Origin of the sequence: Tanticharoenia sakaeratensis NBRC 103193 (genome assembly GCF_000963885.1) — a bacterium.
Taxonomy (GTDB): domain Bacteria; phylum Pseudomonadota; class Alphaproteobacteria; order Acetobacterales; family Acetobacteraceae; genus Tanticharoenia; species Tanticharoenia sakaeratensis.
This window is the reverse complement of record NZ_BALE01000002.1, coordinates 38,432-53,406: the sequence shown is the minus strand read 5'-3', so window position 1 is coordinate 53,406 and position 14,975 is coordinate 38,432. Positions and strand designations below refer to the sequence as shown.

The 14,975-nt window shown below is 65.4% G+C and carries 15 protein-coding genes; 7 read left to right on the top strand and 8 right to left on the bottom strand.

All coding sequences use genetic code 11. From position 1 onward, the window contains the following. Positions 1–33 precede the first annotated feature (33 nt). Together B8446_RS00440 and B8446_RS00435 are read right to left on the bottom strand one after the other, a co-directional pair. Positions 34–927: a cation diffusion facilitator family transporter gene (locus B8446_RS00440; RefSeq protein ID WP_048846078.1), complete on the bottom strand. Its 894-nt coding sequence runs from the start codon at positions 925–927 to the stop codon at positions 34–36. Further along, positions 924–2,015 carry a cation diffusion facilitator family transporter gene (locus B8446_RS00435; RefSeq protein WP_048846179.1) on the bottom strand — a complete coding sequence of 364 codons (1,092 nt, stop codon included), beginning with the start codon at positions 2,013–2,015 and terminating at the stop codon, positions 924–926. The genes B8446_RS00440 and B8446_RS00435 overlap by 4 nt, the downstream gene beginning before the upstream one ends. 144 nt (positions 2,016–2,159) lie before the next feature. On the opposite strand from B8446_RS00435, the gene B8446_RS00430 reads away from it, so the two are divergent. The 5 genes from B8446_RS00430 to B8446_RS00410 all read left to right on the top strand — a co-directional run bounded on the left by B8446_RS00430 (position 2,160) and on the right by B8446_RS00410 (position 6,647). Further along, positions 2,160–2,552 (top strand): VOC family protein, encoded by a 393-nt coding sequence (locus B8446_RS00430; protein ID WP_048846075.1) that lies wholly within the window; start codon positions 2,160–2,162, stop codon positions 2,550–2,552. A 288-nt stretch (positions 2,553–2,840) separates the two neighbouring features. Further along, positions 2,841–3,215 (top strand): hypothetical protein, encoded by a 375-nt coding sequence (locus B8446_RS00425; RefSeq protein WP_199484017.1) that lies wholly within the window; start codon positions 2,841–2,843, stop codon positions 3,213–3,215. Between the two features lie 214 nt (positions 3,216–3,429). After that, a complete protein-coding gene (locus B8446_RS00420; protein ID WP_048846175.1) occupies positions 3,430–5,034 on the top strand; it encodes an NAD(P)/FAD-dependent oxidoreductase in 1,605 nt (534 codons plus the stop codon). After that, entirely contained in the window at positions 5,031–5,732 is a 702-nt protein-coding gene (locus tag B8446_RS00415) for a helix-turn-helix transcriptional regulator (RefSeq protein WP_053053582.1), read from the top strand. The genes B8446_RS00420 and B8446_RS00415 overlap by 4 nt, the downstream gene beginning before the upstream one ends. 105 nt (positions 5,733–5,837) lie before the next feature. Further along, a complete protein-coding gene (locus B8446_RS00410; protein WP_048846073.1) occupies positions 5,838–6,647 on the top strand; it encodes a DUF1295 domain-containing protein in 810 nt (269 codons plus the stop codon). Here the strand turns inward: B8446_RS00410 and B8446_RS00405 are convergent. From B8446_RS00405 to B8446_RS00380, 6 genes are all read right to left on the bottom strand, one after another. Further along, positions 6,625–7,044, bottom strand: coding sequence for a DUF2177 family protein (locus B8446_RS00405; protein ID WP_048846071.1), 420 nt, complete (start codon positions 7,042–7,044; stop codon positions 6,625–6,627). The two genes, B8446_RS00410 and B8446_RS00405, sit on opposite strands and share 23 nt — an antisense overlap. Positions 7,045–7,071: 27 nt before the next feature. Continuing rightward, positions 7,072–8,175, bottom strand: coding sequence for a PLP-dependent cysteine synthase family protein (locus tag B8446_RS00400; RefSeq protein ID WP_048846069.1), 1,104 nt, complete (start codon positions 8,173–8,175; stop codon positions 7,072–7,074). A gap of 140 nt (positions 8,176–8,315) precedes the next feature. Continuing rightward, entirely contained in the window at positions 8,316–9,593 is a 1,278-nt protein-coding gene (locus B8446_RS00395) for a mechanosensitive ion channel family protein (RefSeq protein ID WP_048846067.1), read from the bottom strand. Positions 9,594–9,931: 338 nt separating this feature from the next. Then, the gene (locus B8446_RS00390; RefSeq protein ID WP_048846066.1) at positions 9,932–11,479 is read right to left on the bottom strand and encodes a carbohydrate porin; all 1,548 of its coding nucleotides are present in this window, start codon (positions 11,477–11,479) and stop codon (positions 9,932–9,934) included. A 115-nt stretch (positions 11,480–11,594) separates the two neighbouring features. Further along, entirely contained in the window at positions 11,595–12,209 is a 615-nt protein-coding gene (locus B8446_RS00385) for a YceI family protein (RefSeq protein WP_048846064.1), read from the bottom strand. A 91-nt stretch (positions 12,210–12,300) separates the two neighbouring features. Continuing rightward, positions 12,301–12,849, bottom strand: a complete 549-nt coding sequence (locus tag B8446_RS00380) for an FMN-dependent NADH-azoreductase (protein ID WP_048846062.1) — start codon at positions 12,847–12,849, stop codon at positions 12,301–12,303. Between the two features lie 128 nt (positions 12,850–12,977). On the opposite strand from B8446_RS00380, the gene B8446_RS00375 reads away from it, so the two are divergent. Further along, entirely contained in the window at positions 12,978–13,364 is a 387-nt protein-coding gene (locus tag B8446_RS00375; RefSeq protein WP_048846060.1) for a winged helix-turn-helix transcriptional regulator, read from the top strand. A gap of 149 nt (positions 13,365–13,513) precedes the next feature. Continuing rightward, entirely contained in the window at positions 13,514–14,914 is a 1,401-nt protein-coding gene (locus B8446_RS00370) for an amidohydrolase family protein (RefSeq protein WP_084711941.1), read from the top strand. Positions 14,915–14,975 lie beyond the last annotated feature (61 nt).

The window sequence follows — 14,975 nt, the reverse complement described above, 5'->3', positions numbered from 1 at the left end:
AGTGTAACAGGGGAGAACCGGCAGGCCGGGACCCTAGAGCACGACGACCCCGTGATGTTTGGCCTTCTCCTCGGGCTCGATATGAATGTGGATCAGGGCCCGGCCGACCTGCGCGCGCAGCGCGTTTTCCACGCGATCGCAGATCTCGTGCGCATTGTCGACCGTCATGCGCCCCGGCACGACCAGATGGAATTCGATGAAGCTCGTGCGGCCGACGGTGCGCGCGCGCAAATCGTGGGCTTCCAGCGCGCCGGTCGCGTTGCGGGCGATCACGTCGCGGATCTGCTGGAGCGTCTGGCTGTCGGGCGCCTCGTCCATCAGGCCCGCGATCGAATGCTGCATCATCTGAAAGCCGTTGCGCAGCACGTTGAGCCCGATCAGGGCCGACAGGATCGCATCGATCTGCACGAGGCCCGTCAGCGGGATCAGCACGACGCCCAGCACCAGTCCGGCCGTCGTCCAGACGTCGGACATAATGTGCTGGCTGGAGGCGAGCAGGGCCGGCGAGCGACGGATCCGCGACGCGCGTTTGAGGTTGAGCGCCCACAGCAGGTTCAGGACGCCGGCGGCCAGATTGATCGCAAGGCCGCGCCACGGCTCGAGATGGGCCGCCGGATGCAACCAGGCCTTCCACGCGACCATGAAGATGCCGAGCGCCGTCAGGATGACGAGCACGCCCTCAGCCACGGCCGACAGATATTCGGCCTTGTCATGGCCGTAGGGATGGTTCTCGTCGGGCGGGGCTGCGGCGATCTGCAGTGCCCACAGCGCGCCGAGTGCTGCCACGACGTTGATGACCGTCTCGAGCGCGTCCGAATACAGCGCGCGCGAGCCGCTCACCGCCCATGCGGCATATTTCAGTCCAAGCGCCGCGATGCTGACGGCAAGCGAAGCCCAGGCAATGGCAGTTCGACCGTCCCGATTCATGCGGGCGAAGGACCGGCATGCAGGGCGCAGATGCTTTCGCACGGTGCCATTTCGAGCTGCAGCGTCACGTGCACGATGCCGAAGCGGGCGCGCAGCATGGACGACGCCGTACGCAGGAGGGCATCGAGCGCGTTCGACGCGAGCAGGGGATCATGAACGAGGTGCGCCGTCAGGGCGGTTTCGGTCGTGCTCATCGGCCAGATGTGAAGGTCGTGAAGGTCGACGACGCCATCCAGCCCGCGCAGGGCGGCGGCGACCGTCGGCTCGTCTAGGCCCGGCGGAACCGCATCGAGCGCCAGATCCAGACTTCCCCGCAGCAGCGACCAGGTCGAGACGATCACGATGCCCGAGACGACGAGACTGACGATAGGATCCAGCACGCGCCAGCCCGTCAGCATGATCACGAACCCCGTCACGACGACGCCGAGCGCCATGAGCGCGTCGGCGGCCATGTGGGTGAACACGCCGCGCAGGTTGAGATCGCCCTTGCTGCCCCGGGCGAAGAGGAGCGCGGTGCCGCCGTTCACCAGGATGCCGACGGCCGCCACGATCATCACGACGCGCCCAGCGACGGGCTCGGGATGCCACAGGCGCAGCATGGATTCCCAGATCACGCCGCCGGTGACGATGAGCAGGACGGTTGCGTTGCCAAGGGCCGAAAGAATGGTCGACCGGCGCAGTCCGTAGGTGAAGCGTGCCGAAGGCGCGCGGCGTGCCAGATGCTGCGCCACCCAGGCGGCCAGCAGGCCGAGAATATCCGACAGATTGTGGCCGGCGTCGGCCAGCAGGGCCATGGCGTGGGCCAGGACGCCCCAGATGGCTTCCGCGATCACATAGGCGACGTTCAGGGAGATCCCGATGGCGAACGCCGCGCCGAAATTCGCGGGCGCATGCACATGACCGGGGCCGTGGTGATGATGGCCGTGCCCATGATCATGCCCGTGGTCATGCCCGGAATCATCACTGTCATGGTCATGATCCGCATGATCATGGTCCGCGTGGCCATGCTCATGGTCATGTCCGTGAGAATGCTCGTGCGGGGTCTGCTCCAGAGAGGCAGGCCCCGGGGAAGGATGAGTGTGCGCCATGGTTCCGGGATCCGACAGGCCGTCTTGATACGCGAGGGGGTCGGCCACGTCCAATGAAGACGTGCCGCGATTTCGGAACATCTAGCGAACGAAGGCCGTTTCGGTTAGGTTATGACGGCCGCCCCGTTCAGGAGATCCACGCCCATGCGCCTGTCGCACGTCATTCTCTATGTGCCCGACGTGGCGCAGAGTGTCGCCTTCTATGGCCGCGCGTTCGGCCTGCCGCCGCGGTTCGTGCACGAGAGCGGGGCTTATGCGGAACTCGCAGCCGGCGAGGCGGCCATCGCCTTTGCCAGCGAAGTGCTCGCGCGGGAGAGCATGGGCGCGGATTTTGTCGCCGTCCGGCCTGACCGCGCGCCGCCGGGCATCGAAATCACGCTGACGACCGACGACGTCGCCCGCGCGTTCGACATGGCGATTGCAGCCGGCGCCGAGCCGGTCGCGCTGCCGCAGACCAAGCCGTGGGGGCAGATGGTTGCCTATGTGCGCGACGCCGATGGTTTCCTTGTCGAACTGGCAAGCCCGATCGGCGCATAGCCGGCCCGTCCGGGCTTAGCACTTGCCCGCGGGTTGGGTAGCGCAGCGATTGGTGCGCGTTTGCTGAAGGCCCGATCGAATGTCTGCGCCGTATCGTTCAAGCGTAGAGGCGCACGGCATCTCGCCCGCATTTGCATCGGGTTGAGGAGGGATCAGCCTGCGGGAGCTGATGGACTTTGGATTTCCGCCACCGGGCAGCTCAGGCCTCGGGAGCGCCCATGGGGTTGCGGCTCATGATCGGGATAGAGATAGAACGCCCTGCGAAGCCCATGTGCAGGAGACTACAGCGTGATCGTTCAGGATCATCTCTATTGCTGCGACATGCCTGACGATGTTCGTTACCTGAGGCCGAAAGAGCTCACGAGACCCTTCATCGAAAAGACGATCGTCTTCGTTATTCCCGATCGACTGAAGGATTTTCGCAGGAATCTCTGGCACGTCAGAAAGCGGAGCAACGAGGATGGCGCTGTGTATGCGCCGCTGTTTCGCGCCCGCTGCCTTCTCGCGTCCGATCCATATCCCGAAGGATATGTCGGCCCGCTGGACGTCTATCCTTTCTATACGAAGGTCGCCCGCAACAAACGGCACTATCTCGACTATTACATGCTGTTCCTGTTCGATAGCCAACCGGAGTATGCGAAGTTCCGCTCCCTGACTGGGTGACATCCTCGACGCCGCAATTATGGCCGGATCCAACGCCATAATCATGTTTGGTTGGTCCGAAGCGACCTCCCGGGCCACGCAAGGAACGGATGTGGTCGACAGGCTTCCTCGCGCGGACAGGTCCTGCGCCTGACGAGCAGTTTCGCAGGGCCGCAGCTTTGCGCCTGCTGTCAGAAATCTTGACTTTCGGCGGAGCATGCGCCTTCCACGCATCATGATCCGCGTCACAGAACTCAGGCTTCCCCTCGATCATCCGCCCGAGGCCTTGCAGGAGGCCGTCTGCGCGCGTCTGGCAATCGATCCCGACCGGCTGCGCGGCGTGACAATCGCCCGGCGCGGCTACGACGCGCGCAAGCGCGGCGCGATCGTGCTGGTCTACAGCCTGGATTGCGACGTGGTGGACGAGGCCGGGGTGCTGGCCGCACATGCGGGCAATGCCCATGTCGGACCGACACCGGACACCGGATATGTTCCGCCCCATGCAGGGCCCTGGCCGCAGGAGACGCCGCGCCCGGTCGTCGTCGGGGCGGGACCTTGCGGGATCATGGCAGCCCTCGTGCTCGCCCAGATGGGCCTCAGGCCGATCGTGATCGAGCGGGGCAAGCCCGTGCGTCCGCGCACGGTGGACACGTTCGCCCTCTGGCGCCGCTCGGAACTGACGCCCGAGAGCAATGTCCAGTTCGGCGAGGGCGGGGCCGGGACGTTCTCGGACGGCAAGCTGTGGAGCGGGGTGAGCGACCCGCGCCGTCTGGGACGCAAGGTGCTGGAGGAGTTCGTCCGGGCCGGGGCGCCGGAGGAAATCCTGTTCGTCTCCAAGCCGCATATCGGCACGTTCCGCCTCGTGCAGATGGTCGAGCACATCCGGGCGCAGATCGAGCGCCTGGGGGGCGAGTATCGCTTCGAAACGCGGGTGGAACGGCTTCTCATCGAGAACGGGCGTCTGCACGGCGTGGCCCTGTCGGATGGCAGCGTGCCGGAGGGAGCGCCGGTCGTGCTGGCGGTCGGTCACAGCGCACGCGATACCTTCGCGATGCTGCGCGAGGCGGGTGTCGCCATGCAGGCCAAGCCGTTTTCCGTCGGCGTGCGGATCGAACATCCGCAGTCGGTGATCGATGCCGCCCGTTTCGGGCCGCAGGCCGGCCATCATCTGCTGGGGGCGGCCGACTACAAGCTCGTGCATCACGCGAGCAACGGGCGCGGGGTCTATTCGTTCTGCATGTGTCCGGGCGGCACGGTGGTCGCCGCGACATCGGAGGTGGGCCAGGTCGTGACCAACGGGATGAGCCAGTATTCCCGGGCGGAGCGCAATGCCAATGCCGGCATCGTGGTCGAGGTCATGCCGGAGCGCGATTTCCCGGAAGACGTTCTGGGCGGGGTCGCGTTGCAGCGCCGTCTCGAGCGCGCGGCATTCGTGGCCGGCGGCAGCGACTATCGCGCTCCGGCCCAGCGCGTCGGTGACTTTCTCGCAGGTGTTGCATCGACGCATCTCGGCGCGGTGGTGCCGTCCTACAAGCCCGGCGTCACCCCGACCGACCTTGCAACCTGCCTGCCGGATTTCGCTGTGGAGGCGATGCGCGAGGCCCTGCCGCGCTTTGCCCGCAAGATCGACGGGTTTGCGATGGAGGATGCGGTTATGACCGGCGTCGAGACGCGCACGTCTTCGCCCATCCGGCTGCCGCGGGGGCGGGACGGGCAGAGCCTCAACGTGGCTGGCCTGTTCCCGGCAGGCGAGGGCGCGGGCTATGCCGGCGGCATCCTGTCGGCCGGGATCGACGGGATTCGTGCGGCCGAGGCGGTCGCCGCGGCGCTGGCCGGATGACCGGGGGACCGGATCGTCCCGGTATCATCGGACACGCCGACATCTGGCGCGCGCTCGACATGCTGGCGGCAGAGCGGGGACTGAGTGCATCGGCCCTGGCCCGGGCGGCCGGTCTGGATCCGACCGCGTTCAATCCGTCGAAGCGCCAAGCGACCGACGGACGCAGGCGCTGGCCCGGCACGGAAAGCCTGGTGCGGGCGCTCGGTGCGCTCGACGTGTCGCTCGAGCGCTTCGCTCATGTCGTCGAGCGGCGCGCCGAACCGTCGGCGGCATCTTCGTCATCGTCGGGCTCCGCGCCGCGCCCTTTGCGCGCCATCGCGTGGTCCGATCTCGGGCGCACCGATCTCTTCGATCGTGCGGGTCTTCCCGCCGGCAAGGCCTGGGAAGAATGGCCCAGCCCCTTTTCGGCAGGACCGCAGGCGTATGCCGTTCACATGGACGATGCATCCCTGCAGCCGGCGGCGCGGGCGGGTGCCGTGCTCGTTGTCGTCCCGACGGCTGCGATCCGGCCGGGCGATCGTGTCCTGCTGCGCGCGACTGCAGGGGCAAGCACATTGCCGCGCGCGGCAATCGTGCAAGGGATCGATGCCGATCGCGTCGTATTCGAGCCGATCGTGCCGACCTTGGGTGTGGCGCCGGGGCCGCATCCGATCGCCGATCTGCATATCCTGCACAGGATCGCGGCAATCTGTCTGTAACGGCTGCCGTCTTTCCCTGAGTCCGCGCGTTACCGCCCCCACAAGACATTCCAACCGGAGGATCGGTGCGATGATCGGAACCGCATCGCCCTGGGCAGGTATCTGATGCTCGGACCCTTTCTGACTGTCCTTCTGGCACTGTGCCTCGTCATGGCATGCGCCTATGCGATCCAGCGTTTCGTCGGAAATGCGGGTTGGGTAGACGTGTTCTGGACGTTCGGCACGGGGTTTGGTGGCGCGGTGCTGGCCACATGGCCGATAGCATCCGTCGATTCGGCGCCGTGGCGTCAGGTGATGATGGCGCTGCTGATGTCGTTCTGGGCACTGCGCCTGGGCAGCTACATCGCGCTCCGCGTGGCCCGCAGCGATGGCGAGGATCCGCGCTATGCACGCTTCCGGAAAGAATGGGGGCCGGATTTCGATCGTCGTTTCTTCCGCTTCGTGATCGTGCAGGGGCCGATCGCGGGTATTCTGGCTGGCTGCGTGGGCCTTGCGGGGCAGGTTCCGTCTGCCGCATTTGGTGCGGGCGATGCTTTCGGCCTTGCGCTGTTTGCCAGCGGGATCGCGATTGAGGCGATCGCGGACCGGCAGATGCGCAGGTTTCGGGCGCAGAAGATTGGCCCGGTCTGTAATGTCGGTCTGTGGTCGATCTCCCGCCATCCCAACTATGTCGGGCAATGGCTGCTGTGGTGCGGGGTCTGTGTGATCGCGCTCGGTGGCAGTGGCTGGGGATGGCTTGCGCTCTCCGGTCCGGTCCTGATGGGCTGGCTGCTGCGGTTCGTGTCCGGCGTGCCGCCGCTGGAGCAGGCGATGCTGGAATCGCGCGGCGACGCCTATCGTCGGTATCAGGCGGCGGTCCCGGCGTTTCTGCCGCTCCCGCCGCTTCTGCGCACTACCCGCCGACTGCGCGGCTGAGCCAGCCGCCGATCCACGCGCCGCCCAGTGTCGCGAGCGTGCTGGCGGTCGTGCCCCAGATCAGGTCCATGGCGACCAGCGACCCGGTCCAGGGGCGCAGCGTCGCATAATTCGTCAGATCATATGTCGCATAGGCCACGAAGCCGAACGCGGCGGCATAGGCGGCCATGGCGGACCAGCGGCCCTCATGAGGCAGGCCCGCAAAGACCACGAGCCCCATGGCATAGATCACGTAGAACGCAATTGCCGGCGCGAGCCTCGGCCGATCGTTCAGGATTCCGCCCAGCGTCGCCTTGAAATGCGGCATGGCGACGAGACCGAGAAAGACCGCATCGAGCGCCAGCATGACGGCGAGCGTGCAGATATAGACGCTAAGCGTCCGAAGGGAGAGCGGCATGGCAGCGAGTTCCGAGGCCGCCGCAGCCTAGTCCACGGACGCGCCCTGCTGCAGGAACGCGGTGAACGCCTCTTCGTGCCGTGCGACATCGAGGCCCGAATCCGCGATCCACACATCGTTGAAATACGTGCCGCGATAACGCTCGCCGGAATCGCACAGCAGGGTGACGATCGAGCCGGTTTCGCCGGCCGTCGCCATCTCTCCGATCAGGCGTGCGCAGGCCCAGGCGTTCGTGCCGGTCGATCCGCCGCAGGGACGCCCGATCCAGCGCGACAGTGCGCGGGCGGCGCCGATGCTGCGCGCATCGTCGATGACTTCGCAACGATCGATCAGGGCGGGCTCGAACGAGGCCTCGACGCGAGGACGGCCGATGCCTTCGATCACGCTGCCGCATCGTCCGACGCACAGGACGGTGCGATCGGCGAGATGCCGGTGGAAGGCGGAGCCTTCGGGGTCGGCCAGACACAGCCGCGTCGCGCCGCCGCGATAGCGGACATAGCGTCCGATCGTGGCGGACGTGCCGCCCGTGCCGGCGCCGCAGACGATCCAGCGCGGCTCCGGCGCCGGTTCGAGCTTCATCTGGCGAAAGATCGATTCCGCGATCGAGTTGTTGCCCCGCCAGTCGGTCGCGCGCTCGGCGTAGGTGAACTGGTCCATGTAATGGCCGCCGCACTCGCTGGCGAGGCGGATCGATTCCACATGGGCCTGGGAGGCGTCGTCGATCAGGTGGCAGGTTCCGCCCTGGAACCGGATGGCGTCGAGCTTTTCCGGCGATGTGTGCTTCGGCACGACGGCAACGAAGCGCAGGCCCAGAAGGCGCGCGAGATAGGCCTCCGACACGGCCGTCGATCCGCTCGATGATTCGACGATCGTGGTCTCCGGCCCGATCCAGCCGTTGCACAGCGCGAACAGGAACAGCGAGCGCGCCAGCCGGTGCTTGAGGCTTCCGGTCGGATGCGTGCTCTCGTCCTTCAGATAAAGGGAGACACCGGGGGCTGCGGGCAACGGGACGCGCAGAAGATGCGTATCCGCGGACCGGTTGAAATCGGCTTCGATGGTGTGAACGGCCTGAGCGACCCAGGTGCGGTCATGGCCTTCGAGATGAATAGTGGGAGAGGGCGCGTGAGACATGGCCCGGCGCTTGTCTCTTCCACGGTGTGTCCCACGCAAGCAGAATCTGGATTGGGCAGGCGGCGCAGCCCTGAGGCTGCGCCGTTGAAAGGAGGCAGCCCGCCGGACTCGAAGGCCGCGCGACAGTCGCCTTGGGGGAATTATTGTCCCTGCGTCGGGATCGGGGCACCAGGGCTGCCCATGGCGCCCGGCGCTGCGGAAGAACCCGGGCTGCCGGGAGATTGCGGAGCGCTGAAAGGCTGCGGCTGGGACGGCTGCGGACCACGACCGGGACGCTGGACCGGCGGCGAGATCAGTTCGTCCGGCCAGACGCTGTCGCCCGGCGCGCCCGGCACCAGAGCCGTGCGTCCACGCGGCAGGCATTCCGGATACTCGGCCCGGAGACGGGCCAGCAGGCGTTCGCGGATGTCGCAGCAGACATTCCACATCGGGTTCGCGCCAGCAGCGCCTGCAATGATCCGGATGGAAATCACCTGCGCATTGCTGTCGGCGACCTGACAGCCCAGCGTCTCGCCGTCCCAGTCGGGGCAATGCTTGATTTCCTCGTCGAGGATGGCCCGCAGCCTGTCCATGGGCGTCTGGTAGTCGAGCCACAGGAAGACCGAGCCGATGAGCGCGGGCGAACTGTGTGTCCAGTTCTGGAACGGGTTCTCGAGGAAGTAGGAAATCGGCACGATATAGCGGCGCTTGTCCCAGGTCCGCAGCACGACATAGGTCGCGTTGATTTCCTCGACATACGCCCAGTCGCCGTTGATGATCAGCATGTCTTCCATGCGGATCGGCTGGGTGATCGCGATCTGGATGCCGGCCAGTAGGTTGGTCAGCGCGGGGCGTGCCGACAGGCCGACGACGAGGGATGCCGCACCTGCGGAAGCGAAGAGCGATACACCGTATTTCTCGACCGTATCGAATGTCATCAATGCCGCGCCGACCGTGATGACGCCTACTGTGATCTCGATCAGGCGGCGCAGTACGCGGATCTGGGTCTGGTGGGACCGGACCGTGATGTCATCGACATTGTCGCGCCGCGACATCCGCTGGAGATAGCTGTCGGTCGCGATCCGGAATGCACGGATCAGGCCAAAGCCGACCGTCAGGATGAAGGCGACGCCGAAAAGCTTGCCGATCGCGTGATACGTGCCGGGTGACAGGCCGACGGCTGCCGCCGGAAGGGCCGCCGAGGCCGCGATGATCATCAGCAGCAGCCGGATCCACGGCCGCAGACGCGATACGACGAGGGAGACCGTCGGAATACGCTTCAAACCGGGCAGGCGCGGGATCGCATCGGTGATCAGACGGCTGAAAGCGAGCGCGATCAATGCTGCGATAACGAGGACCAGAAGGGATGCGACCGGGGCAGGCATCCAGACGAACCAGCCTCGCAAGGCGGACAGCGAGTTGACGTAGTCATGTTTCATCGGGCGGCTGTCCTCGCTGACCCGGCTGAACCGCCGGAAATTATTCGACCGGCGCAAAGGCCGGGCTTTCAGGAAAAGATCGTGCAGGGGGAGCGCAGGACTGGCGGCGAGGGTTCCCGATTTTCGGACATGATCCGACATGAAATCGCATTTACGTGAGGGCGTGGCCTGCCGCGGACGCTGGAAGCGTGATCAGTTCGTCTGAGCCAAGTATCAAAAGTCCGGCCTTCGTTTCAGCAGGCCGAGCACAACAGGGCACAGCTGACCGGTTCCTTTCCCGCGTCGCGAAAGGACGACGGTCCAGGGCCTTCGGCAACCGCTTTAGAAGGCGGTCCGCGTCAGAACAGAACGCTCGTGCGCATCCCGAAGACCAGTGCATTGTGGTAAGTCGAGACCGCGCCGGGGCGGACGATATACTGCACGTTGGGCATCAGCTTCGTGCCCGGCAGGACGGTGGCCGCATAATCGGCCTCGAAATCGATCTCGTTCGTCTGTGGAGCGACAGCCGTATTGCCCGCTTTGCGCTCCAGCGCATCGGACGCTTTCATGCGCGGATTGACCTCGCCGTAGAGTGCCAGAAAACTGACCTGGTCCATCTTGCGGCCCGGGATCATGCCGATCGAAGACAGACCGGCGAAGCCGAACCGCGTGATTTCGGCGGTTGCCGCGTCCGACCAGACATAACCGCCCAGCACGACGAGTCCGGACGTGTCCCCGGGGCCGAAGCGATGGACCATCTGGTCGGCCAACGCATAGATCTGCGTCTGGCCACGGTGCATTTTCGGCACCGCAATCGGGTTCACGCCAGCCAGCATCTCGTTCTGATACAGCATGTCCGGGTGGGACGCCGTATCGAACATGCCGCCGATCTTGTAATGACCCGGCAGACCATGGGCCCCCGCACCCGGCGTGAAGCCGATCTCGAAGGGAAACAGGACGCCGGTCGACTGATGCGTGCTCCAGTCCCAGCCACTGGCGCCGATCAGGGTCGAGTTCTGTTCCTCATAGGCGCCGCCCTGAACGTAGACGAGACGGGTGGGGCGCACGCGGATCCGTCCGCCCCAGGCGCTGTAGGGGAAGATCTGGAAGCCGCCGTTGCTGGTCCGGCTGTTCAGGAACAGCGATTCCGGGTTGGGGCACAGGCCGAGATTCTGGAAATTGCAGTACAGGTCGGAAGCCGCGAAATCGGTGCCTGCGAGCATGCGTCCGGCCATGATGTTGACCCGGCCGGCAAACAGGTTCTGTTCCATCGTGAAATACACGAGGCGCGCGACATCGCCGCCGCCGCCCCAGATTTCCTGCACGTCGAACAAATTGCCCATGGCGCTGGAGAGATTGTTGCCTTCGCGGTTGACCACTTCGATATGTGTGACCAGCCCCGCGACATGCGCGATCTGGAACCAGTCGATATCGGCGGCCAGCGTGACCTGATGCGCATAGGCGCCGGTCTGCACCTTGCCGCCGCTCGGATTTCCGGCCGCTTCCATCAGGTAATTGACGAATGGATGGATGCCGTTGCGCTCGAGCAATGGCAGCAGGCCGCCCCATTGTCCGAGGAGATGTGCCGTCTGATACGCGCTCGACCCGGGAACGACGAACGTGGACGGCTGCAACGGACGCGTCAGCCATGCCGATTGTTCGGCGCTCTGGACTGCCTCGTCCTGTTCTCCGGCCTTGGCCGTGGATTTGAAGAGATCCATGACCGCGTCATCAGCAGCGCGGGCAGGTTTTCTCGCCGTTCGTGCGCTGTGAGTGTCGGCCGGGGCATTCTTGTCGGGAACGGTTATCTGGGCATGCGCGGCAGGGGCCGTGACCGACAGCGCCATCGCGCCGAGGAGTGCGAGCCGGCCACAGAAAAGCCGGCGTCGCCCAGAGGTGTCGCGCATCGTTTCCGCATCGTCCCATGCCAGTGAGCGGAACGATTACGCGCCGTGCGTCGAAACGTTGCATGCCATCGTTGCGTCACCATGACGGATCATGAATCGCAACGATGTCGGGGCCTCAGTATTTCTCGAATGCGCCCGCAATGCTCAGCGTCACGCCGTCGCCCAGCACGGGCAGATATTTCGTGATGCCGAAATCGCTGCGCCTGACGGTCGTTGTGGCATCGAAGCCGATCGTTTCATGCTGGTCGATCGGGTTGATGCCGGCGCCCATGAAATGTGCTGCAAGTGTCACCGGCCGGCGGACGCCGTGCAGTGTCAGCGTCCCGTCGATCCGGGCCGTCGAAGGTCCTGTCGGCGTCACCTTCGTGGACACGAACGTCGCTGCCGCGTAGCGACCGGCATCGAACCAATCCGGACCGGTCAGTTCCTTGTTTAGGGTCGTGCTCGTGGTCATCACGGACGCGATGGGAATACTGACCGCGAGCTTGTCATGGGCTGGGTCGGTCTTGTCGAGCGCGAGCGTGCCCGAGGCCTGCGAGAAGATCCCCGTGTAGGGCGTGAAGCCCAGATGCGAAATCGTGAAGACGACCTGCGTATGTGTGGGCTCGATCGTGTAGTGGCCGGACTGCGCGGCCTTCGGATCGGACGATGCCGCGGTCTGGGCGAAACCTGTGGCCGGCAGGGTCGCGAGGGCCAGGGTCGCGGCCAGCGTGCGAAAGGGTGTCTTCATGGCGTGCTGTGTCTTTGCGTCTGCGGTCGGGAGGGGGTTCCCCATGCCGTACGTCAACGCGGCATGGGGCGCACGAGATGCGGACCGACCCTTACAGCGCCGCGATCTGGGCGCGGGCAGTCTCGAGGGCGCTTTCCCGCGCGTCCGGGCCCATGGCGATCCCCTCGGCCGTCACGGAATCGATCTGCTCGACACCGACGAAAGTGAAGAGCGAGCGCAGCAGGCTCTCCTGATGCTCGAAGGCGTGCGCCGGGGTGCCCGGGCCATACAGTCCGCCGCGTGACAGCGCGAGGATGACGCGCTTGCCGCCGGCGAGGCCCTTCGCCCCTTCGGAGGAATACGCGAACGTCCGGCCTGCGACGAGAATGCGATCGATCCAGGCCTTGAGCTGGCTCGGGATGCTGAAATTGTACATCGGCGCGCCGATCACGACGATGTCGGCTGCAAGGAACTCCTCGAGCGCATCTTCATGATCGGGCGGAAGCGTTGCGAGATGCGGGATCGGGTGGGTCGCGAGATCGCGCGTGACAACGTCAATGCCGGTATGGCGTGCGCGAAACTGGGCCACGATCTCGTGGGACAGGACGCGGCTCGTGGAATTGTCGCCCAGGATGCTTGAATCGACGTGCAGCAACTTCATGATAAGGTCTCCATGTGGTTCCGATTGGTAACCAGGGATGGATAAATGACGGACCGGGGTGTCGCGCAAGAAGGCACATCGTCCATACAAAGGCACATGGAAGGAACCGGCATGGAGAAGGAATTGGCATGGACATGAACTGCGCACTTCCCGATCGCGACAGCGGGCCCTGTCAGGCCGTCGAGGCAACGCTTTCGCGCATCGGCGACAAGTGGAGCGTGCTCGTGGTCACGCTTCTGCGTGGCGGATCGCGTCGCTTCAACGAAATCCGTCGTCTCGTGCCGAGCATTTCGCAACGGATGCTGACGTTGACGCTGCGGGGTCTGGAACGCGACGGGCTGGTCCTGCGCACCGTGACGCCCACGACACCGCCCCGGGTCGATTACGAACTGACCGAACTCGGCCATTCTCTCGCGGGGCCGCTGGATGCCCTGCGCGACTGGGCCGTTGCCCATCGGCCGGCCATGCAGGCGGCACAGGCGGCATTCGATGGGCGCCACGCCGAGGCCGCATAGCAGGGGGCGGAGCAGGTGCGGCGCGCTGCAGTGCGGTAGCCTAGGTCCATAACGGGATTGTGAGGCTGTCACGCTGGACGGGCTCATCGGTGTTGCGAATGATGTCGGCCCATTACGTTCGAGATGACATCATGATGATCGACCGCACCATGCACCCGTCCGCACGGCGACGCCTGCTCGCCGCGGTGCTGTGCGCCGCAGCCACGATACCGGCTGCATTGGCCCAGACCAGTCCCGTCCCCGCCGCTGCGGGCGAGGTTCTGTTCGAACATGCGCGCCTCATCGACGGGACGGGGGCCACAGCAAAACCGGACATGGCAGTCCTCGTGCGCGATGGCGCGATCGTCTCGGTCATGTCCCAGTCGGAAGCCTCGCGCGTTTCAGGGGCGAAGGTTGTCGATCTCTCGGGCAAGACGCTGCTGCCGGGCCTGATCTCGGACCACAGCCATACCGGACTCGTATCGGGCACGCAGGTGGGATCGAACAACTATACGCGCGAGAACATTCTCGCGGCCCTCAGGCAATATACGCAGTATGGCGTGCTGACAGTCATGTCGCTCGGGCTCAACAAGTCGCCCCTGTTCGACCAGCTTCGGCGCGAGCAGCATGCGGGCCAGAATCCCGGTGCCGATCTGTTCGGCGTCGATCAGGGCATCAGCGCGCCGAACGGTATTCCGCCCGCCAATACGTTCCACATCACCGACGACCAGATTTTCCGCCCCGGGACGCCGGACGAGGCGCGGCACGACGTCGACACGATGATCGACGAAGGCACGGATGTCGTGAAGCTGTGGGTGGACGACTTCCGCAACGACGTCGTTGGTGCCAAGGGTTATCCCAAGCTCTCGCCCGAGATCTACAAAGCCGCGATCGACGAGGCGCACAGGCGGCATGTGCGTGTCGCGGTTCATATTCACGATCTGGCCGTTGCCAAATCCGTCGTCGCGGCAGGCGCGGACATCCTGGCGCATGGCGTGAGGGACAAGCCGGTCGATCAGGCACTGATCGATGCCATGCGTGCGCACGACACCTGGTATATCGCGACGCTCGATCTCGATGAGGCGAACTATGTCTTCGCGCTGCATCCGGAATGGCTGAACAATCCGTTCCTGACCCGTGGCCTGAGTCCGGAACTGCGCGCGCAGTTTGCCGATCCGGCATGGCGTGCCAGGACGCTGGCCGCAGCGACGACGCCGGCCTCGCGTTACGCCGTGTCCGTCAACCAGCACAACCTGCTGCGTCTGTATCGCGCGGGCATCAAGATCGGGTTCGGCACGGATTCGGGCGCCGCGCCCACCCGCGTGCCGGGCTTTGCCGAACATCGTGAACTGGCGTTGACGGTCGGCGCGGGCCTAACGCCGCTTCAGGCGATCACCCTGGCCACGGGCCATGCGGCCGCCCTGATCGGGCTGAACGATCGCGGCATCATCGCACCGGGCAGGCGCGCCGACCTGCTGATCGTGGACGGTACGCCGGATCGGCAGATCCTCGACATCGACCGTGTGGCACAGGTCTGGCAGCGCGGCACCCTCGTCTATCACGCGGACTGAAATCCCCGGTCCGGCAGCGCGGCCGGACCGCGCGCAGTGTCGGGACGTTGACAGTCCGAAC